The following is a 20885-nucleotide window of genomic DNA, read 5'->3' on the forward strand; positions in this document are numbered from 1 at the left end:
GCCGCCGAACGACTCACCCGCATTTTCCTGAACCAGGGGGACCCCCTTCATGCACGCTGATCTCTCCCGTCTCACCTTCCGGCCGGAGCGGCACTACTCCGCGGTCGTCGCCCAGCAGGGCCGGGTCCAGCTCGACGCCGACGCCAACGAGCAGACCGCGATCCAGCTGCACCGGGCCCGCACCCTCGCCGCCGACCTGATCGGCCGCCACGGCGGGCCGCGCGACGCGGCGGGCTTCCGCATCGAGTACGTCGGCGGCAAGCACGACATCGACACGCTCCACGTCCACGGAGGGCGCTACTACGTCGACGGCATCCTCGTCGACGCGGGCCGTCCGGCGCCGGGCACGCCCGTGCCGGACGAGGACGCCGACGCGGCGCCGGACACCCCGGCGCCGCCGTCGTACTGGACCTACTGGGACCAGCCCGACGCCTTCCGCGATCCGGAGAAGCCCGGCGACCGGCTGCCTTCCCCCGCCCAATCGCCGTTCCTGGTCTACCTGAACGTGTGGGAGCGCTCGGTGAACTCGGCCGAGGACCCGGCGCTGCGCGAGGTCGCCCTCGGCGCGGCGATGCCGGACACGGCGGCCCGCGTCAAGGTGGTCTGGCAGGTGCTGCCGCTCTCCCTGAGCGAGCTGGCGATCGAGGACGCCGATCCGTCGAAGGAGGTGGTCCGCGCCGCCTTCGAGAAGTGGGCGCAGCGCCAGGCGCTGTCCTCGGCCCGGCTGGCCGCCCGCAGCGAGCGGCCCGACCACGCCGACGAGGACCCCTGCCTGGTCAGGCCGGACGCCCGCTACCGCGGACCGGAGAACCAGCTCTACCGGGTGGAGGTGCACGCCGCCGGCGAGGCCGAGGACGCCACCTTCAAGTGGTCGCGGGAGAACGGCTCCGTCGTCTTCCCGGTCGACGAACTCGACGGCACCTGGGTGCAGTTGGCGTCTCTCGGGAACGACGGCAAGCTGGACCTGGACGTCGGTGACCACGTCGAGTTCACGGACACGGCGTACTCCTCCCGGCTGGAGGCCCTGCCCCTGCTGCGGGTCGAGGAGCTCGACCTGCCCGGCCGCCGCGTCCGGCTCTCCGCCGAGCCCGACCCCGGGGTGGGGCGGCTGCCCGGACTCAACCCGTTCCTGCGCCGCTGGGACCACCACGAGGGGCCGAGGCGCAAGGGCCGTACGGCAGGCCTCAAGGCCGGCGCCGTCCCCGTCACGGAGGGGGAGTGGCTGCCCCTGGAGGACGGTGTCGCGGTGTACTTCGCCAAGGGCGGCGGCTACCGCACCGGCGACCACTGGCTGATCCCCGCCCGCACCGCCACGGGCAGCGTCGAATGGCCGGCCGACCCGGCCCGCCGCCCGCTGCTCCAGGGCCCCGCCGGCATCGCCCGCCACTTCGCCCCGCTGGCCCTGGTCAAGGGCGAGGAGAGCGCCGTCGACCTGCGGCTCGCCTTCGGCCCGCTGGCCAGCAGCATCCCCGCCGCGGACAAGGCGGCCCTCGCGGCGGAGGAGCAGGCGCGGCGTGAGGAGAGTGCGGCGGAGGACCCGTCCCACGGGAGGTCGCAGACCACGGCGGAGGCGGAGGCAACCGCGGAAGGAGACAACTGATGGCCACGCCCATGAGCGCGTCCAAGCTGATGGAGATCCTGCGGGCGGAGGGCCTGACGGTCCATGAGGTGCGCAACTGGCGCACCCACAACCGCAATACGAAGGGACCCTGGGGCCCGGTGAACGGCGTGATGATCCATCACACCGTCACCTCGGGCACCGAGAACTCCGTCAACATCTGTTACAACGGCTACTCCGGGCTGCCCGGCCCGCTGTGCCACGGCGTCATCGACAAGAAGGGCGAAATCCACCTCGTCGGCAACGGCCGTGCCAACCATGCCGGTCTGGGCGACAGCGACGTCCTGCGCGCCGTCGTGAACGAGTCGAAGCTGCCGCACGACAACGAGGCCGACACCGACGGCAACCGGCACTTCTACGGCTTCGAGTGCATCAACCTCGGTGACGGCAAGGACCCTTGGCCCGAGGCGCAGAAGGAGGCCATCGAGAAGGTCTCCGCGGCGATCTGCCGGCACTACGGCTGGAGCGAGCGGTCGGTCATCGGCCACAAGGAGTGGCAGCCGGGCAAGCAGGACCCGCGCGGCTTCACGATGGACGGGATGCGCAAGCGCATCGCCGAACGGCTGGCCGGCAAGGGAGGCGGAGGCGGGACGGGCGACCCGAAGCCGCCGTCCAAGCCCCGGTACGCGCCCTTCCCCGGCGGCGGTTTCTTCCACGACGGGCAGAAGTCCCCGCTCGTCACCGAGATGGGCAAGCGCCTGGTCGCCGAGGGCTGCGACCACTACGAGTCGGGCCCCGGCCCCGAGTGGACCGACGCCGACCGCAAGTCCTACCAGGCCTGGCAGCACAAGCTCGGCTTCAAGGGCAAGGACGCCGACGGCATCCCGGGCAAGGTCAGCTGGGACAAGCTGAAGGTGCCCGCGAGCTGAGAGCCCTGCCCAGGGACGGCCGCCCGCCCGCCTACGCCGACTCGGCGTTGGTGGGCGGGTGCGAGGGACGCGCCGGGATCTGCGTGGGCAGCGGCGGCAGCTCCGCGCCGTACACCCAGGCCTCGAAGAGGCTGTCCAGCGGCTCGTCCGCGAACCGGTTGGCGTGGGCCGTGAAGGTCTTGGTCGTCACGGCCCCGTCCCGGTGCAGCACCGCCCAGCCCCGCAGCATGCGGAAGAACGCGTCGTCGCCCATCGCGCAGCGCACCGCGTGCACGGTCAGCCCGCCGCGCTCGTAGAGCCGGTCGTCGAACATCGACTTGCGGCCCGGATCGGACAGCCGCAGGTCCTGCGGCCGTGCGGACAGCAACCGGTGTGCGACGGCGGCCAGTTGCTGCGCGCTGCGGCCGCCGGACCGCTCCGACCACAGCCACTCGGCGTACTTGGCGAACCCCTCGTTCAGCCAGATCTGCCGCCAGTCCGCGATGGACACGCTGTTGCCGAACCACTGGTGCGCCAGCTCGTGCGCCACCAGCCGCTCCGAACCCCGCGCGCCGTCCACGTGGTTGGCGCCGAACAGCGACAACCCCTGTGCCTCGACGGGGACGTCGAGCTCCTCCTCGGTCACCGCCACGGCGTACTCGCCGAACGGGTAGGGCCCGAAGAGCTCCTGGAACAGGTCCATCATCTGCGGCTGCCGCGCGAAGTCCCGGGAGAACTGCGGCAGCAGATGCGCCGGGATGTGCCCGTGCTGCGGCACCCCGCCCGGCCCCGGATCGCCCAGCAGCACCGTCTGGTACTTGCCGATCACGAGGCCCACCAGATAGCTCGACGTCGGCGCCGGCTGCTCGTACACCCAGGTCGTCGTGGACGCGCGCGTCGTACGGGTCAGCAGCCGGCCGCCCGCCACCACCGCGTACGAGGACGGCGTGGTGATCGAGATCTGGTAGGCGGCCTTGTCGGCGGGCCGGTCGTTGCACGGGTACCAGGACGGCGCCCCGATCGGCTGGCTCGCCACCAGCGCCCCGTCCTCCAGCTCCTCCCAGCCGAGCCCGCCCCACGGGCTGTTCACCGGCTTGGGGTTGCCGGACCACTGCACCTCGACGGTGAAGGCGGCCCCGGCCCGCACGGGCTTGGCGGGCCGGACCCGCAGCTTCCCGCCGCGGTGCGTGTAGTGCGGCTGCCGCCCGTCGACCCGGACCCGGCCGACCTTGAAGTCGGAGAGGTTGAGGAAGAACTCGGACAGTGGCGACCGGCCCGCTATGGCGTTGACCCGGGCGGTCCCGGCCAGCCGGTTCGGGCCCGGGCGGTAGTCCAGCGTGAGTTCGTAGCGGTGCACCCGGTACCGGGCGTCACCGTGGTCCGGGAAGTACGGGTCCGAACCCGCCTGCTGCTGAACTGCCACTGCCGCTTCTGCTCCCTGCGCCGTATCGCCACTCGCCCTCGCCGATGCCCCGCTCACCGGCTCCGAGTGACCCGCGCTCAGGGACGCCATGCCTCGATCGGGTTGCCCAGCCAGCGGGTGTCGTCCGGGACGGACTCCGCTGCCATGACGAGCGACGCGGGACCCAGGGTGGTGCGGGCCCCGACCGTGCTGCCGGGCAGCACGATCCCGCCAGGGCCCAGCGTGGCGCCCTCACGGAGAACCACAGTATCCGTCCGCAAGATCCGGTCGTGGAAGAGGTGGGTCTGCAGGACGCAGCCGCGGTTCACGGTCGCCGCGTTCTCAAGGGTCACCAGATCGGTCTCCGGCAACCAGTAGCTCTCCACCCACACGCCCTTGCCGATCCTGGCACCCAGGCCGCGCAGCCAGCCCGTCATCAGCGGCGTCCCCGGCACCATGGCCGCCAGCCACGGCACGGCCACCACCTCGACGAAAGTGTCCGCCAGCTCGTTGCGCCACACGAAGCCGCTCCACAGCGGGTGCTCACCGGTGCGGTGCCGCCCGACGAGCAGCCACTTCGCGACGATCGAGACGAGGGCCGCCGCACCGCCGGCCGCCAGCAGCACCAGGCCGGACAGCAGCGGGGCCCACGGCCCGAGCAGGCACAGCAGCGCCAGCGTCGCGCCGGCGAGCGCCGCCGAACAGAACACCGGCACGAGCCGGCACAGCTCCACCAGGGCGCGGGCCAGCAGCAGCCGGGCCGGCGGGTCGTAGGTCCGGCTGTGGTCGCCGGACTCGGCGCTGCGCGGCAGCTTCACCGGCGGCAGCCCGAGGTAGGAGCTGCCCTTCTTCGCCTTCTTCGGGGTCGCCGACAGCACCCCGACCAGACCGCCGTCCGGCACGCTGCGGCCCGGCGCCGTCATCCCGGAGTTCCCGAGGAACGCCCGCCGCCCGATCTCCGCGCGCCCGATCCGCATCCAGCCACGGCCGAGCTCGTACGGCGCGGTCAGCGTGTCGTCGGCCAGGAACGCGCCCTCGCCGACCGTCGTCAGACTCGGCAGCGCGAGCACCGTGGAGATCTCGGCACCGCGCCCGATGCGCATCCCGAGCAGCCGCAGCCACACCGGCGTGACCAGCCCGGCGTACAGCGGGAACAGCGTCTCGCGGGAGCGGTCCATCAGCTGGGTGACGGTCCAGGCCTGCCAGCCGGTCCGGCTGTGCGTCGGATACGTGCCCTCGCGCAGGCCCAGGCTCAGCAGCCGTACGGAGACCAGGATCAGCAGCGCGTACGCCGCCCCGAAGGCCAGCGTCGCCGGGACCAGGGCGAGCGCGGCACCCCGCACCGGCGCGGCCGGGTCGACGAGCGCCCGCGCCACGAGGAACGCGGCCCCGCCCGCCAGCAGCGGCAGCGCGGAGAGCGCGAGGCCAGTCAGGCCGTACATCACACGCCAGTACGTGCCCCGCTGCGGGCGTTCCTTGGGCCAGTGGCGCTTGGCCTTGCCGAGCTTGACCGCGGGTGCGCCGGCCCAGCGCTGGCCGGTCGGGATCTGCCCGGTGACCGCCGAACCCGGCGCCACCTCGGCGCGCTTGCCCACGCGGGCGCCCGGGAAGAGCATGCTGCGGGTGCCGACGGTGGCGTGCGCGCCGACCTTGACCGCCCCGATCTCCAGCCGGTCGCCGTCCAGCCAGTGCCCGGACAGGTCGACCTCGGACTCCACGGCCGCGCCCCGGCCCAGCTTGAGCAGACCGGTGACGGGGGGCAGTGAGTGCAGGTCGACGTCCTGGCCGATCTTGGCACCCAGCGCCCGCGCGTACCGCTCCAGCCAGGAGCCGGTCAGCGAGGTCGCCCCGCTGAACTCGGCCAGCCGCTCGGCCGTCCACAGCCGCAGATGCACGGCGCCGCCGCGCGGGTACCGGCCGGGCTCGACGCCGCGCAGCAGCAGCCGCGCACCGCCCGCCGCGATCGCGAGCCGCCCGGGCGGGGTGAAGAGCACGGCGGCACCGGCCGTCAGCAGCCACCAGGGGGCCGTCGGCAGCCACGAGTAGGCCGGCAGCAGATTCCCGGCCGCGGCGAGCGCGATCGTCCAGCGCAGGCCGAGCAGGGTGAACAGGGGGACCAGCAGCAGGAGCTGGATCACCTTGGCACGGGCCGGCACCGGGGCGACGGTGCGCCGGGCGCTGTCGTCCGTCACCGACGCCTCGAGCCGGCGGGCCAGCTTGCGCAGGGTGGGCTGCTGGTAGATGTCGAGGACTGCCGCGCTCGGGTAGCGGGTGCGCAGCCTCGTGGTCAGCTGGGCGGCGGCCAGGCTGCCGCCGCCGATCGCGAAGAAGTCGTCACGGGCGCCGGTGACGGGGATGCCGAGGACTTCCGTCCACTGCTCGGCCAGCCACGCCTCGGTGCCGTAGAGCTGCTCGGCGGGCCCGCCGGTCTCCAGGCCCTCCAGGGGCCAGGGCAGCGCGTTGCGGTCGACCTTGCCGCTGGTCCGCGTCGGCAGGTCGCCGACCGGGGCCAGCAACGGCACGAGCGCGGCGGGCAGTTCGGCGCGCAGCTTCTCCACCGCGGCCGCGTGGTCCCAGCCGTCCTGGGTGACGACGTAGCCGACGAGGAGCTGGTTGCCGCTGCGCGCGGTGCGCACGGCCGCCGCGGCGCCCGCGACGCCGGGCAGCGCCTGCAGCGCGGTGTCCACCTCGCCGAGTTCGATCCGGCGCCCGCCGAGCTTGATCTGCTCGTCGGCCCGCCCGAGGAAGACGAGACCCTCCGGCTCGGCCTTGACCAGGTCACCGCTGCGGTACGCCCGCTCCCAGCCCAGGGACTGCAGCGGCGCGTACTTCTCCGCGTCCTTCTCGGCGTCGAGGTACCGGGCGAGCCCGACCCCGCCGATCACCAGCTGCCCGCTGCCGCCCATCGGCACGGGCTCGCCGGCCTCGTCGACGACGGCCAGCTCGTAGCCGTCCAGCGGCAGCCCGATCCGCACCGGCTCCTCGCCGGACATCAGCGAGGCGCAGGCCACGACGGTCGCCTCGGTCGGCCCGTACGTGTTCCAGACCTCGCGCCCCTCGGTCACCAGCCGCTGCACCAGCTCCGGCGGGCAGGCCTCGCCGCCGAAGATCAGCAGACGTACGTCGTTGAGGGTCTCGGACTCCCAGAGCGAGGCGAGCGTCGGGACCGTGGACACCACGGTGATCTCCTGCTCGACGAGCCAGGGCCCGAGGTCGGCCCCGCTGCGCACCTGCGACCGCGGCACGGGCACCAGACAGGCGCCGTACCGCCAGGCCAGCCACATCTCCTCGCAGGAGGCGTCGAAGGCGACGGACAGCCCGGCCATGACCCGGTCGCCGGGGCCGATGGGGTCGTCGGTGAGGAACAGCGCGGCCTCGGCGTCCACGAACGCGGCGGCGCTGCGGTGGCTGACGGCGACGCCCTTGGGCCTGCCGGTGGAGCCTGACGTGAAGATGATCCACGCGTCGTGCTCACCACCGGGCCGCGCGGCGGGCACGTCGCTGCGCCCGTGCACGGTCAGCTCGTGACCGGCCCCGACCACGGCCCGCACCCCGGCCTCCCCGAACACCAGCTCGGCCCGCTCGTCGGGGTCCTCGGCGTCCACGGGGACGTACGCCGCGCCCGCGGCGAGGACCGCCAGGACGGCCACGTAGAGGTCGTTGGTGCCGGAGGGGACCCGGACGCCCACGCGGTCGCCGAGACCGACCCCGGCCGCGGCGAGCCGCCGGCGCAGCTGCTCCACCTCGGTGGCCAGCGCGCGGTAGGTGAGGCGCGTCGTGCCGTCGTCGAGGGCCAGCTCGTCCGGGCAGGAGCGAACGGAGGCGTCGAAGATGTCGACGAGGGTGCGCGGAGAGGCCGCCTGACCTCCCGAAAAGCGGGCGATGTCGCCGAACTGCCGGTCGATCTCCTCGTGGATCTCAGCGCTGAGCTCATCGCCGAGCAGGCCGAGAGCGCTGCTCTCGTCTATGGCTGCCATCGGTCCTCGCGTCTCGATCCCGGAAGCCTCCGGGGCGCTGGCGGGCCCGCAGGTGTGCCTGGGGTTGTCCGACTCCAGCTCCGTAACAAGCCGGAAATTTTAGTACGAACGCTAGGTTCGCCCCCGTGAATCGGCCACTCGAGCGGGCCGATCAGGGGCGCGTGGAGGCCTGAAGAGGGCGCTGACCTGGTCATCTTCCGAGGAAGGAGAGATGCCCCACACGACGAGTGAGGCCGTGACCCCAGGGGGTCACGGCCTCACTTCTGATGTGTCCGAGGGGGGACTTGAACCCCCACGCCCGATAAAGGGCACTAGCACCTCAAGCTAGCGCGTCTGCCATTCCGCCACCCGGACAAGGTGTCTGTCGTGCGCGAGGAGTGCCCGCGGCGACGAGGGAAACACTACCAGGCTTTGAAGGGGCCCCTGGTCACCCCCTGTCCGGCGTGAACGGCGTGTGACGGGCGGGGTCCGCTCTTGGGGACCGGCCGGCCGGAGAGGGAGGATGAGGGGAACCACCAGCAGTGACAGCGGGAGGAAGCAGCGTGAGCGAGACGGACACGGCCAGGGGCGTCTCCGGCGAGGACGAGGTCGTGGACCTCTGCCGCGAGCTGATCCAGATCGACACCAGCAACTACGGCGACCACTCGGGTCCGGGTGAGCGCAAGGCGGCCGAGTACGTCGCCGGGAAGCTCGCCGAGGTGGGTCTCGAACCGGAGATCTTCGAGTCGCACCCGGGCCGGGCCTCCACGGTGGCCCGCATCGAGGGCGAGGACCCCTCGCGGCCCGCGCTCCTCATCCACGGGCACCTCGACGTCGTCCCGGCCAACGCCGACGACTGGACCCACCACCCCTTCTCCGGCGAGGTCGCCGACGGTTGCGTGTGGGGACGCGGTGCCGTCGACATGAAGGACATGGACGCCATGACCCTGGCGGTCGTGCGCGACCGGCTGCGCAGCGGCCGCAGGCCCCCGCGCGACATCGTCCTCGCCTTCCTCGCCGACGAGGAGGCGGGCGGCACGTTCGGCGCCAAGCACCTGGTCGACAAGCACCGCGGCCTCTTCGAGGGCGTCACCGAGGCGATCAGCGAGGTGGGCGGCTTCTCCTTCACGGTCAGCGAGCAGCGGCGGCTCTATCTGATCCAGACGGCCGAGAAGGGCATGCACTGGATGAAGCTGACCGTGGCCGGCACCGCCGGGCACGGGTCGATGATCCACCGGGACAACGCGATCACCGAGCTGTCGGAGGCGGTCGCGCGCCTGGGCCGGCACAAGTTCCCGGTCCGCGTGACCAAGACGACCCGGGCCTTCCTCGACGAACTCGGAGACGCGCTCGGCACCGAGCTGGACGCGGAGGACATGGAGTCGACGCTGGCCAGGCTCGGCGGCATCGCCAAGCTCATCGGCGCGACCCTGAGCAACACCGCCAACCCGACCCAGCTCGGCGCGGGCTACAAGGTCAACGTCATCCCTGGCGAGGCCACGGCCCATGTCGACGGGCGCTTCCTGCCCGGCTTCGAGGAGGAGTTCCTCACCGATCTCGACCGCATCCTCGGGCCCAAGGTCAGGCGCGAGGACGTGCACGCCGACAAGGCCGTCGAGACGACCTTCGACGGGGCGCTGGTGGAGGCCATGCAGTCCGCGCTGGTGGCCGAGGACCCGGCCGCCAAGGCGATCCCGTACATGCTCTCCGGTGGCACGGACGCTAAGTCCTTCGACGACCTGGGCATCCGCGGCTTCGGCTTCGCGCCGCTCAAGCTGCCCCCGGAGCTGGACTTCGCGGGCATGTTCCACGGTGTCGACGAGCGGGTGCCGGTCGACGGCCTCCAGTTCGGCGTGCGCGTGCTCGACCGGTTCATCGACGCGTCGTGACCTTCGTAATCGGCAGCGCGTACGGAGCCGGACCGAGAAGAGTGAATGCGACGATCAGCTCGTAGCTCCATCACTCCCTCCTCGTTACAGGTAATGCGATCAGCGACACGAGATCGCTTTTGCCAACAAGGAGGAAGTAATGATCAAGAAGGTCGTCGCTGCTGCGGCTGCCACTGGTGGTCTGGTTCTCGCGGGTGCGGGCCTGGCCGTCGCCGATTCGGGTGCTCAGGGTGCCGCGGTGCACTCCCCGGGCATCGTGTCCGGCAACGTCGTTCAGGTTCCGGTGCACATCCCGGTGAACGTCTGCGGCAACACGGTCTCCGTGATCGGGCTGCTGAACCCCGCCTTCGGCAACACCTGCATCAACAAGTGACGTCGATCCGCTGAGGATCGCTCACGCCGTCGGCTCCGGAGCGCGTGCCATGCGCTCCGGAGCCGACCGGCCGTTGTTCTGGATTTCTTCGAACGATTTCGCGGATGCGCGAGATTCCAGGTCAGGATCGAAGGCAGGGAGAATTCAGCAATGCGACAGGTCACCCGCAAGGGCCTGATGACCGTGGCGGCCGCGACCGGCGTGCTCGCCGCAGCGGGCGGCTACGCCCACGCCGACTCGGGCGCGAGCGGCTCCAGTTCCAACTCGCCGGGCATCCTGTCCGGCAACACCGTGCAGGTCCCGGTGCACGTGCCGGTGAACGTCTGCGGCAACACGGTGGACGTCGTGGGGATCCTCAACCCGGCCATGGGCAACTCCTGCGCCAACGAGGGCGGAGGCAGCGGCTCCTCCGGGTCGCACGGCGGCTCCCACGCCCGCGGGCACACCAGTGACTCACCCGGCGTGGGCTCGGGCAACCACGTCCAGGTGCCGATCGACGTGCCGGTGAACGTCTGTGGGAACGGCGTGAACGTCGTCGGCGTCGGCAACGCCGCCAAGGACAACGACTGCTTCAACGGCGGTTCGGGCGGTGGGCACAAGACGCCTCCCGGCCACCCGGGTCACCCGGGCAGTCCTGGCCACCCCGGTCACCCGTGTCACCCAGGCCACCCGGGCCATCCCTCGCACCCGGGCACCCCGAGCACCCCGCCCCAGACCGGCGGCTCCACGCCGGGCGGCTCCACGCCGGGCACCTCTGCGCCGGGAGGCTCCACGCAGGTCAACCTCCCGGGCACGCAGACGGTCACCCAGCCCAAGGGCGGCGCGCAGCTCGCGCACACGGGCAGCGACCTGCCGATCGGCGTCGTGCTCCCGGTGGGCGCCGGGGCTCTGCTGGCCGGCGCTGTCATGTACCGCAAGGCGCGCGCTTCGGCGTGAACCGGCGCAAGCGCAGATGAAGCACCGCGAACTTCCCCCACGGTGCGCAGAACGGAGCGGGCCCCGTGCATGCGGGGCCCGCTCCGTTTCGTCGTCGCGTCCTGGGTCTCAGCTCACCACGTGGCGCGCACCTGGCGGATGATCCGCCGGCGCAACCGCACTCTGCGGCTGCCGTCGCGCAGCAGGCTCAGACGGTCCAACTCCCAGTGTCCGTACTCGGCATGGTCCGTCAGCAGGCGTGTGGCGTCCTTGCGGGAGACCCCGCGCGGTACGTACACGTCGACAAATTCGTATTCCGGCATCGCATCTATTGTGCGGGCTGGGGCCCGGTACGGATAGCGTCTGCACTATGTCTGATGCTGCGCAGCCCACCGCTGCCGAGGTACGAGCCGCCGCCGAGGCGGTCAAGACCGCGCTCGACCGCCACCTGGCCGCGGTCGAACGCAGGTCCGGGGAGGACGACCCGGCCGTCTACGAGGCGTTCAACGAGCTCGCCGCGGCCGCCGAGAGCTACGACGAGCTGCTCTACGACCGCTACGACGAGGTCACGCCCTTCGAGATCCCCGGTGCGGAGGACGCGCTGCCGCCCTACACGGGTCCCGAGGAGCCGAACGCACTGAGTGTGCTCATCCGCCGCGACTACGCTGTGGTCGAGCCGCAGCGGCTGCTGGCGCAGGCACAGCGGGTGGAGGCGGCGGACTCCGACGACTCCCGGGGCTCCGGCGCGGAGGCCTCGGCGACGGTGCACGGGGCGCTCGGCATCCTTTTCGGCGAGTTCGAACCGGACGAGATCGCCTCGCGGCACAAGGAGTTCGGGCTGGAGGAGGGCGACTCCACGCTCTGGGTGACGGCCACGGACGAACCGGCCGAGCCCGGCGAGTGGCTGGAGGCGCCGTTCGAGCAGATCGACCCGCAGCGGGTGGTCTGCCGCTTCGACGTCAGCGCGGTCTTCGACGACGACCTCGACGACGTGGGCCTCGAGGACGTGGACGACGAGGATCTCGAGGACGACCTCGACGCGGACCTGGACGGCGAGGAGGACCTGGAGCCGCTCGACGCGGAGCGCTGACACCGCGCACCGACATCGCGGCCGGACGGCGGCGGTTCCCGGGGGAGACCGGGGGACCGCCGCCGTCGCCGTCCGGTGTGAGCGTCAGCCGGCGGCCGGTGCCTGGGTCGCCAGCAGCAGCGGGAGGCGGGTGGTGCGCGGCTTGGCCACGACCTCGGCCACGGCCCGCGGAAGCGCCTGTTCCACACCGTGGACCACGGACAGGTGACGGTCCGCCCTGCCGAACGCCGTGTAGACCCACGGGCGGCTCAGGGCCTGCGCCGCGTCCCCGGGCAGCACCACGACCGCCGCGGGCCAGCGGTCGCCCACCGCCTGGTGCGCGGTGAGCGCCCACCCGTGCCGCACGGACTGCTCCACCCGCTCCTTCGCCACGACGACGGGGGTGCCCGCGCACGACAGGTGCAGCCCGTCGGTGTCGGCCTTCACGACGGTGCCCGGCACCGTACGCCCCGGCGCGGGGGAGTAGGCGATCCGGTCGCCGGGGTCGAAGCCGCCGAAGCGGCCGGGGCCGGGGTTGAGGCGTTCCTTCAGCGCCGCGTTGAGGGCTCGCGTCCCCGCCGCGCCGCCATGGCCCGGAGTGATCACCACGGTCTGCTCGGACGTGACGCCGATCGCCCGCGGCACCGAGTCCGCGACGAGCTGCACGGTCCGGTGCACGGCCTCGCCCGCGTCCCGCACGGGGACGATGACGACCTCCTTGCCGGGAGCCTCGACCTGCTGCAGTTCACCGATGCCGACGCCCGAGACCAGCTCGCCCAAGGGGCCCGGGTCCGGCATCCGGGAGGCGATGCGCGGACAGATCCCCGCCCCCAGCAGATCGGCGAACACCCGCCCGGGCCCGGCCGACCACAGCACCGCCGGGTCACCGGCCAGCACCAGCCGGGCGCCGTCCGGGAGCGACTCGATCAGCAGGGCGCCCGTCTCGACGTCCAGCTGGGGGGCGTCGAGCACGACCAGGAGGTCGAGGTCGAGCGCACCGTCGGCTGCCCGCCCGGGGCCCTCGGCACCGGAGAGCAGACCGGCGACGGTGACGACGGACCCGGCAGCCGGCTCGCGGCCCTCGTCCCCCTGCCCGGCCCGCAGCGCCGCGAACCGGTCGCGGCCGCCGGGGGTGTGCGTGGCCGCCCAGGCGCGCTGGCCCAGGCCGGCAGCCGTCCGCAGCAGGGCCGCCGGTTCGGCCAGGGAGGCCTCGCCGCCGGTGTGCAGCACCAGGCCGTGGTCGGCGACCGCGCGCAGGAGTTCTGCGGTGGAACCCGGTGCCTCTGCGGCGGCCTGCTCCCAGTCCTCGGCCGAACCGTCCTGCTTGGGGACCGAGTTGATGAGCCGGGCCAGGCCGTCGGCAAGGCTCTCCTCCGCGAGGGCGTACCGCTCCAGGCCGATCAGGATCCGGACCGGACGCTCCTCGGCCTCCTCGCCGTCCTCGCCCGCCTGCGGCTCCGGTGCGGTCGGGTCGAGGGCGTCCTGGAAGACCAGCGCCTCGCCCTCCGTGACGGCGCTCTGCACGGCCGCCTCGGTGTCGGGCACGTCCCGCTGCGCCAGCGCCGCGGTGAGCGCGGGCATCTCCAGGGCCGTGTGCCCGGCGAGCGCCGCCTGCTCGAGCAGCCAGCCCGTCAGCGCCCGGCCCCGCCGCTCGTCGTCCGGCCGGCCGTCCGCGCCGAGCAGCGCCCGTGCGAAGCCGTCGGCCTGCTCGGGCCGCACCCCGCCGACCCGCAGCAGTAGCCAGGGATCCGCGCGCAGTTGCTCGTCCGCGTCCTCACCGAGCGCGGCGGCGGCCCGTGCGGCGAGGGTGTCCGGGGCGCCACCGTCGGCGAGGACGCGCCCCACCGCGCCGACCGTCTCCGGCGCGGGACCGGCGGCCGGCGCGACCGCCTGCGTGGGCTGCGGACGCCGTACCGGCTCGGGGGCGGGGCGGCGAGGAGCGGGTTCGGAGTCCTCGAAGGCGGTGGCGACGGGCTTCTGGCCGCTCTCCACGGCCCGCACCGCGGCGAGCAGATCGGCGGCCTTCCCGCTGAGCTTCGCGCCGCTGTCGAGGGGGCCCGCCTTCTCGGCCTTGCGCCGCTCGATCCGGTCCCGCTCGACCCGCTGCGCCGCCAACTCGGCCTCGGCCTCGGATTCTTCGCTCTTGCCCGCGCCGTCGCCCTCGGCCGCCGGCGCTCCGCCCTCGGCCGCCGCCTCCGTGGTGGCGTCCGACTCCTGTGCCTCGTCCTCCGCAGCCGCGCCCGGCGTCCCCGGCTCGGCGTTCTCCGTGGTCTCGGGGTCCGTGCTCACAGCGTGCTCCAGTCGTGATCGGGATAGCGGTGCACGGGCGCCGACACATCGTCGAGAGCCCGGCAGATCTCGTCAGGAAGACTAAGGGCCTCCACTGACAATGCCGCCGTGAGCTGCTGCGCGTTGCGCGGACCGATGATCGGCGCGGTCACGCCGGGCCGGTCGCGGATCCAGGCGAGGGCGACCTGAAGGGGCGTCACCGCCAGTCCGTCCGCAGCGGTCTGCACGGCGTCCACGATGCGGCTCGCCGTGTCGTCGAGGTACGGCGCGACGAACGGCGCCAGATGCTCCGAGGCACCGCGCGAGTCGGGCGGCGTGGCCTCGCCCCGGTACTTGCCCGTCAGGACCCCGCGGCCCAGCGGCGAGGACGGCAGCAGGCCGATGCCCAGGTCCAGCGCGGCGGGCAGCACCTCGCGCTCCACGCCGCGCTGCAGCAGCGAGTACTCCATCTGCGAACTCGCGAGCCGGGTCCGGGTGCCGGGAGCCGCGAGCTGCCACGTCGCCGCCTTCGCGAGCTGCCAGCCGCAGAAGTTGGAGACGCCGGCATAGCGCGCGCGACCACTGCCGACCGCCAGGTCGAGGGCGTGGAGCGTCTCGTCGAGCGGGGTGCAGGGGTCGTAGGCGTGGATGTGCCAGACGTCGACGTAGTCCGTGCCGAGGCGGGCGAGCGAGGCGTCCAGCGCGGAGAGCAGGTGGCCGCGCGAGCCGTCGACGCGGCGGTCCGGGTCGGGCACGCTGCCGGCCTTCGTCGAGATCACCAGGTCGCGGCGCGGGACCAGTCCTTCTATGAGGCGTCCGAGCAGGTACTCGGCCTCCCCGTCGCCGTACACGTCCGCCGTGTCGACGAGGGTCCCGCCCGCTTGCCAGAACGACTTCAAGAGGTCCGCGGCGTCGTGCTCGTCGGTGTCCCTGCCCCAGGTGAGGGTGCCGAGTCCGATGCGGGACACGCGAAGACCGGTACGGCCGAGATGCCTCTGCTCCATGAACGCCGAGATTACTGGCCAGAACCTATGGTGTGGGGGCCTGTGGACAACCAGTTTCCACACGCTAGGGTCTGCCGAACAGGCACGTTACTGATCGGTAAGGGGATGCGGCATGCAGCTCGGGATCAACCTCGGCTACTGGGGTGCCGGAATGGACGCGGACAACCTCGCGGTCGCCAAGGAGGCGGACCGGCTCGGGTACGCCGTGTGCTGGGCCGCGGAGGCGTACGGGTCGGACGCGGCCACCGTGCTCAGCTGGGTCGCCGCCCAGACCGAGCGCATCCACATCGGCTCGGCCATCTTCCAGATCCCGGCCCGCCAGCCCGCGATGACCGCGATGACCGCCGCCACGCTGGACTCGCTCTCCGGCGGCCGCTTCCGCCTCGGCCTCGGTGTCTCCGGACCGCAGGTCTCCGAGGGCTGGTACGGCGTCAAGTTCGACAAGCCGCTGGCACGCACGCGTGAGTACGTGGAGATCGTCCGCAAGGCGATGAGCCGCGAGCGGCTGACGTACGAGGGTGAGCACTGGACGCTGCCGCTGCCCGGCGGCCCGGGCAAGCCGATCAAGCTGACCGTGCACCCGCAGCGTGAGCACATCCCGCTCTACATCGCCGCGATCGGCCCGAAGAACCTCGAGCAGACCGGTGAGATCGCCGAGGGCGCCCTGCTGATCTTCCCCTCCGCCGCGCACCTGGAGGAGACCACGATCAAGTACCTGCGGGCCGGGCGCGAGAAGGCCGGAAAGACGATGGAGGGCTTCGACGTCCACCCGACGCTGCCGCTGGCCGTCGGCGAGGACAAGGACGTGGCCACGCTCGCCGACGCCTTCCGCCCCTACACGGCTCTGTACGTCGGCGGCATGGGCAGCGCCAAGCAGAACTTCTACAACCAGCTCGCCCAGCGCATGGGCTTCGAGGCCGCGGCCGCCGAGGTCCAGGAGAAGTACCTTTCCGGCGACAAGCAGGGCGCCGCGGCCGCCGTCCCGCACGACCTGATCGACCAGACGACGCTGCTCGGCTCCGTGGACCGCATCGCGGACCGGATGAAGGAGTACGCCGCGGCCGGTGTCACCACCCTGAGCCTGAACCCGGCGGGCTTCACGCTCGAGGAGCGGCTCGCGTCGCTCCGCGCCGGCACCGAGGCCCTGGAGCGTGCCGGACTGGCGTGACGCCGGGCGGTGAACGGGAACGTTGGGCGAGGAAGTTTTCTGCGGCCGTGGTGGGGGCTCGGGGGTCTTCCCCGCCACGGCCGTCACCGTGAACAACGCGCCCGGGCCCCGGTGGTTACGCATCGGTGCGACCTCGCGGGTCCTCCTTTTGGCGGAGTTGTCCGACACAGCTGTTGCAGCACCTCCCGAGCCGCATTTGACTCGTTCTTCGCGGAACCCGGCGGAATTCCGCGCGGCCTGCAGAGAGGTGCCCACGATGCTTTCGGCGAAGAGCCTGTTCCAGGAGATCCTCGACAACGACGAGTCCTTTGCCCTGTTCTGCTCGATCGCGGCCAGCGGGGAGTCCCAGGGCGGCTGGGAGAACACCCGTATCGCCGCGCTCGTACCGGAGAGCGAACGCGGACTGGCTCCCAAGATCACCCGGCACGGCGCCGACGAGGACAAGCACGGGCGGATCTTCAACGCGCTGATCAAGAAGCGCGGGCTCGAACCCGTCCCGGTACCGCCCGAGACCGACTACACGATGCTCCTGGAGAAGCACGGCATCGGCCTGGCCCACGAGAAGCTGAAGGGCGAGGAGCCCCTCACCGTGCAGGACATCGTCGTCTACCTCGCCCACAGCCGGGTCACCGAGCAGCGAGCCTCCGAGCAGATGGAACTGCTGCGCAGGCACTTCTCCGACCACCCCGACATCGGCCGCGCGGTGAAGATGATCTCGAACGACGAGGACAACCATCTGGCCTACTGCCACGAGGAGTTGCTCCGCCTCGCGCACGCCGGGCACGGCCGGGCGATCCAGCGGACGCTGCGGGAGTGCGCGCTCGCCGAGATCCGCGTCTACCGCGACGTCAGCATCGCCGTCATGGAGCACATGGGCCGCGTTCTCGGCTGGTCCGGCGCGAAGTCGGCCTTCCTCGGCGCGGGCATCAAGACCGTCTACGGGTACGAGCGGACCGCGGGCTGGCGGCGCATGGTCAGCCTGAGGATGCCGGAGCGGCGCGACGCGCTCGGCGGACCCGCGACGACCGCACCCGAGTTCGCCTGACGTCCCCGGGGCCTCCCCGCGGCCGTACGCCTCACAACCAGCCCCGGCGCTTGAGCAGCCGGTACAGCAGCACCTCCAGCACGGCCATCAGCAGGATCACCGCCGGATACGACACCGTCCAGTGCAGCTCCGGCATGTGGTCGAAGTTCATTCCGTAGATCCCCGCGATCATCGTGGGCACCGCCGCCATGGCCGCCCACGCGGAGATCTTCCGCATGTCGTCGTTCTGCCGGACGCTCATCTGCGCGAGATGCGCGGAGAGCACGTCCGAGACCAGCCGGTCCAGCCCCTCCACCGCCTCGTTCACGCGCGTGAGATGGTCGCTGACGTCCCGGAAGAACGGCCGTGCCTTCTCGTGCACGAAGGGCACCTTCACGCCGAACAGACCGTTTCCCGCGAGCCGGGTCAGCGGCTGGGCCAGCGGGCCGGTGGCCCGGCGGAACTCCAGCACCTGCCGCTTGAAGGCGTATATCCGGGACGCCGTGTGCCGGGAGCCGCCGCCGGTCGGCGAGAACACCTCCGCCTCCAGCTCCTCCAGGTCGGTGCCCAGCTCGTCCGCCACCACGACGTAGTGGTCGACGACGGCGTCCGAGATCGCGTACAGCACCGCCGTGGGGCCGTGCCGGAGCATGTCGGGCTCCTCCTCCAGCCGGTGCCGTACGTCCGCCAGGGGCGACTCCTCGCCGTGGCGAACGGTCACCACGAACGAGTCGCCGAGGAAGACCATGACCTCGCCGGAGGTCACGATGTCGCTCTTGGCCTCGTAGCCGACCGGCTTGAGGACCACGAACAGCGAGTCGTCGTACACCTCGAGCTTGGGGCGCTGGTGCGCGTTCAGGGCGTCCTCGACGGCCAGCGGGTGCAGTGCGAACTCCTGCGTGACCTTGTCGAACTCCTTCTCGGTCGGCTCGTAGAGGCCGATCCAGACGAAGGCGTCACCGCCGCGGCGGCACATGTCGAGGGCGTCGGAGAAGTCCTCGGGCCCCTCCGTCCGACGCCCGTCGCGGTAGATGGCGCAGTCGACGATCACGGAGCGTATTCTCCCGCCGTCCGCCCGTGGATGCACCCGGGCGTGCGCCTACGCTTGGCCGCATGCCCACGCTGATCCTGGTCCGGCACGGACGTTCCACCGCCAACACCGAGGGGGTGCTCGCGGGCTGGACGCCCGGTGTCGCCCTCGACGAACGCGGCGCAGCCCAGGCCGCCGCACTGCCCGGCCGGCTCGCCGAGCTGCCGATCTCCGAGGTGGTCGGCAGCCCGCTGCAGCGCTGCCAGGAGACCCTCCGGCCGCTCCTCGAGGCCCGTCCGGAGCTGACCGTCCACACCGAGGAACGGATCGGGGAGGCGCACTACGGCGACTGGACCGGCCGCAAGCTCGCCGAGCTCGGGGACGAGCCGCTGATGCAGGTCGTGCAGGCACACCCGTCGGCCGCCGCGTTCCCGGGCGGCGAGTCGATGCGCGCGATGCAGACCCGTGCCGCCGAGGCCGTACGCGAGTGGAACGCGCGCGTGGAGCGCGACCACGGCGCCGACGCCGTCTACCTGATGTGTTCGCACGGCGACATCATCAAGTCGCTCGTGGCGGACGCACTTGGACTTCATCTCGACCTCTTCCAGAGGATTTCCGTTGAACCGTGTTCCATCACCGCGATTCGTTACACACGACTGAGGCCGTTCCTCGTCCGCCTCGGTGACACCGGCGATTTCACGTCCCTGGTGCCGCGCGAGGAACCCCCGGCCGGCGACGCCCCGGTCGGGGGCGGTGCGGGCGCACCGTGATCGTCGGGCGCAGTAGGGTGAAGCGGTCGCAATAGCGCCGCACCCCTCCGCCCACGCGGTCCGTGCGGTCATCCGGTCCGATGCCGATCCATGAATCCAGGAGACAGGACGTGTCCCGTCAGGTGTTCCTTTTCGACCCGCCGGACCGCTTCGTGGCGGGTACGGTCGGGCTGCCCGGACGCCGTACGTTCTTCCTCCAGGCCACCGCGGGCCCCCGTGTGACCAGCGTGGCCCTGGAGAAGACTCAGGTCGCCGCCCTCGCCGAGCGCATGGACGAACTGCTCGACGAGGTCGTACGGCGCAGTGGAGGCAGTGCCTCCGTGCCGGCCGTGGCCGCCACCGAGGTCGGTGACAACGACCCGCTGGACACCCCCGTCGAGGAGGAGTTCCGGGTCGGCACCATGGCCCTCGCCTGGGACGGCGAGGAGCAGCGCATGATCGTCGAGGCGCAGGCCCTCGTGGAGCTCGACGCCGACTCCGAGGAGGACCTCGCCGAGGCCGAGGAGCGCCTGCTCCAGGACGAGGAGAACGGACCCCCGATGCTGCGGGTCCGGCTGACCGGCGCGCAGGCGAGGGCCTTCGCCAAGCGCGCCCTCGACGTCGTCAACGCCGGGCGGCCGCCGTGTCCGCTGTGCAGCCTCCCGCTCGACCCGGAAGGACACGTATGTCCGCGCCAGAACGGATACCGCCGCGGAGCGTGACCGGCGTCGACCTGCTCGTGCAGGGTGAGCTCACCGTCCGCGGGCGTATCCGCGAGGCCTCCAACGCCGCGCTGTACTGCACCCTCTCGCACGAGGGCCGGGAGGCGGCCTGCATCTACAAGCCCGTGGCCGGGGAGCGGCCGCTGTGGGACTTCCCCGACGGCAATCTCGCCCGACGCGAGGTGGCCGCGTACCAGGTCTCCGAGGCGACCGGCTGGGGTCTCGTCCCGCCGACCGTGCTGCGCGAGGGGCCGTACGGCGAGGGGATGGTCCAGCTGTGGATCGAGGTGAGCCCCGAGGCGGACCTGCTCGCCCTGGTGGAGGGCGAGGAGCCCGAGCCGGGCTGGAAGGCCATCGGTTTCGCCGAGGTGGGCGAGGGGCGGACGGCGCTGCTGGTGCACGCAGACGACGAGCGGCTGCGCCGGCTCGCCGTGCTCGACGCGGTGATCAACAACGCGGACCGCAAGGGCGGCCATCTGCTGCCCACGGCCGAGGGCCGGCTGTACGCGATCGATCACGGGGTGACCTTCAACACCGAGAACAAGCTCAGGACCTTGCTGTGGGGATGGGCGGGCGAACCGCTGGCCCCGGAGGCGGTCGACGTCCTCAAGGACCTTCAGGAGTCCCTGGGCGACGGGGGAGCGCTGGCCGCACGGCTGTCGGGGCTGATCACGGCCGCCGAACTGGACGCCACGCGCGCGCGGGTCGCCGTACTGCTGGAGTCCGGCAGGCACCCGGAGCCCAGCGGCGAGTGGCCGGCCATTCCCTGGCCGCCGGTCTAGGAGCAGACTGGCCGGTGGCGCGCAAGAGTGCCCCACCGGCCATCCGGCCCGGTCCGGTTCGTATGTGG

The 20885-nt window shown here is 72.2% G+C and carries 17 protein-coding genes and 1 tRNA gene; 11 read left to right on the forward strand and 7 right to left on the reverse strand.

Going from position 1 to position 20885, the window contains the following annotated elements; all coding sequences use genetic code 11:
* The first annotated feature begins 49 nt into the window (after positions 1–49).
* Both ACGFYN_RS08580 and ACGFYN_RS08585 read left to right on the forward strand, forming a co-directional pair.
* Positions 50–1600 (forward strand): DUF6519 domain-containing protein, encoded by a 1551-nt coding sequence (locus ACGFYN_RS08580; protein WP_393865034.1) that lies wholly within the window; start codon positions 50–52, stop codon positions 1598–1600.
* On the forward strand, positions 1600–2487 hold the full coding sequence (locus ACGFYN_RS08585) for a peptidoglycan-binding protein (protein ID WP_393865035.1): 888 nt from the start codon (positions 1600–1602) through the stop codon (positions 2485–2487). Before ACGFYN_RS08580 ends, ACGFYN_RS08585 begins: the two co-directional genes overlap by 1 nt.
* Positions 2488–2518: 31 nt before the next feature.
* Here the strand turns inward: ACGFYN_RS08585 and ACGFYN_RS08590 are convergent, their stop codons facing one another.
* The 3 genes from ACGFYN_RS08590 to ACGFYN_RS08600 form a co-directional block, all read right to left on the reverse strand.
* Positions 2519–3889 carry a M1 family metallopeptidase gene (locus ACGFYN_RS08590; RefSeq protein ID WP_393865036.1) on the reverse strand — a complete coding sequence of 457 codons (1371 nt, stop codon included), beginning with the start codon at positions 3887–3889 and terminating at the stop codon, positions 2519–2521.
* Positions 3890–3966: 77 nt separating this feature from the next.
* Complete coding sequence (locus tag ACGFYN_RS08595; protein WP_393865037.1) at positions 3967–7845, reverse strand: Pls/PosA family non-ribosomal peptide synthetase; 3879 nt, start codon at positions 7843–7845, stop codon at positions 3967–3969.
* Positions 7846–8114: 269 nt separating this feature from the next.
* Positions 8115–8199: transfer RNA gene (locus ACGFYN_RS08600), tRNA-Leu, on the reverse strand.
* Between the two features lie 188 nt (positions 8200–8387).
* Between ACGFYN_RS08600 and ACGFYN_RS08605 the strand changes: the two genes are divergently transcribed.
* The 3 genes from ACGFYN_RS08605 to ACGFYN_RS08615 all read left to right on the forward strand — a co-directional run bounded on the left by ACGFYN_RS08605 (position 8388) and on the right by ACGFYN_RS08615 (position 11022).
* On the forward strand, positions 8388–9713 hold the full coding sequence (locus ACGFYN_RS08605) for a M20/M25/M40 family metallo-hydrolase (RefSeq protein WP_393865038.1): 1326 nt from the start codon (positions 8388–8390) through the stop codon (positions 9711–9713).
* Between the two features lie 139 nt (positions 9714–9852).
* Positions 9853–10086, forward strand: a complete 234-nt coding sequence (gene chpH, locus ACGFYN_RS08610; RefSeq protein WP_393865039.1) for a chaplin ChpH — start codon at positions 9853–9855, stop codon at positions 10084–10086.
* Between the two features lie 150 nt (positions 10087–10236).
* A complete protein-coding gene (locus ACGFYN_RS08615) occupies positions 10237–11022 on the forward strand; it encodes a chaplin family protein (protein ID WP_393865040.1) in 786 nt (261 codons plus the stop codon).
* Between the two features lie 113 nt (positions 11023–11135).
* Here ACGFYN_RS08615 and ACGFYN_RS08620 read toward each other — a convergent pair whose 3' ends face one another.
* Positions 11136–11324, reverse strand: a complete 189-nt coding sequence (locus ACGFYN_RS08620) for a DUF5703 family protein (protein WP_005485166.1) — start codon at positions 11322–11324, stop codon at positions 11136–11138.
* 47 nt (positions 11325–11371) lie between these two features.
* Between ACGFYN_RS08620 and ACGFYN_RS08625 the strand changes: the two genes are divergently transcribed.
* A complete protein-coding gene (locus ACGFYN_RS08625; RefSeq protein WP_393865041.1) occupies positions 11372–12091 on the forward strand; it encodes a hypothetical protein in 720 nt (239 codons plus the stop codon).
* An 84-nt stretch (positions 12092–12175) separates the two neighbouring features.
* Here ACGFYN_RS08625 and ACGFYN_RS08630 read toward each other — a convergent pair whose 3' ends face one another.
* Positions 12176–14359 (reverse strand): helix-hairpin-helix domain-containing protein, encoded by a 2184-nt coding sequence (locus ACGFYN_RS08630; protein WP_393865042.1) that lies wholly within the window; start codon positions 14357–14359, stop codon positions 12176–12178.
* Positions 14356–15342 carry an aldo/keto reductase gene (locus ACGFYN_RS08635; RefSeq protein ID WP_393865043.1) on the reverse strand — a complete coding sequence of 329 codons (987 nt, stop codon included), beginning with the start codon at positions 15340–15342 and terminating at the stop codon, positions 14356–14358. The genes ACGFYN_RS08630 and ACGFYN_RS08635 overlap by 4 nt, the downstream gene beginning before the upstream one ends.
* Positions 15343–15454: 112 nt before the next feature.
* Between ACGFYN_RS08635 and ACGFYN_RS08640 the strand changes: the two genes are divergently transcribed.
* Together ACGFYN_RS08640 and ACGFYN_RS08645 are read left to right on the forward strand one after the other, a co-directional pair.
* A complete protein-coding gene (locus ACGFYN_RS08640) occupies positions 15455–16510 on the forward strand; it encodes an LLM class F420-dependent oxidoreductase (RefSeq protein ID WP_393865044.1) in 1056 nt (351 codons plus the stop codon).
* Positions 16511–16766: 256 nt separating this feature from the next.
* A complete protein-coding gene (locus ACGFYN_RS08645) occupies positions 16767–17555 on the forward strand; it encodes a ferritin-like domain-containing protein (protein ID WP_393865045.1) in 789 nt (262 codons plus the stop codon).
* A 31-nt stretch (positions 17556–17586) separates the two neighbouring features.
* Here ACGFYN_RS08645 and corA read toward each other — a convergent pair whose 3' ends face one another.
* Positions 17587–18585 (reverse strand): magnesium/cobalt transporter CorA, encoded by a 999-nt coding sequence (corA, locus tag ACGFYN_RS08650; protein WP_393865046.1) that lies wholly within the window; start codon positions 18583–18585, stop codon positions 17587–17589.
* A 62-nt stretch (positions 18586–18647) separates the two neighbouring features.
* Between corA and ACGFYN_RS08655 the strand changes: the two genes are divergently transcribed.
* From ACGFYN_RS08655 to ACGFYN_RS08665, 3 genes are all read left to right on the forward strand, one after another.
* Positions 18648–19334 (forward strand): histidine phosphatase family protein, encoded by a 687-nt coding sequence (locus ACGFYN_RS08655; protein WP_393865047.1) that lies wholly within the window; start codon positions 18648–18650, stop codon positions 19332–19334.
* A gap of 110 nt (positions 19335–19444) precedes the next feature.
* A complete protein-coding gene (locus ACGFYN_RS08660) occupies positions 19445–20035 on the forward strand; it encodes a DUF3090 domain-containing protein (protein ID WP_393865048.1) in 591 nt (196 codons plus the stop codon).
* A complete protein-coding gene (locus ACGFYN_RS08665) occupies positions 19999–20817 on the forward strand; it encodes an SCO1664 family protein (protein WP_393865049.1) in 819 nt (272 codons plus the stop codon). Before ACGFYN_RS08660 ends, ACGFYN_RS08665 begins: the two co-directional genes overlap by 37 nt.
* Positions 20818–20885: the final 68 nt, after the last annotated feature.

This window comes from Streptomyces sp. NPDC048419, from assembly GCF_043200415.1.
In the GTDB taxonomy this organism is placed as follows: domain Bacteria; phylum Actinomycetota; class Actinomycetes; order Streptomycetales; family Streptomycetaceae; genus Streptomyces.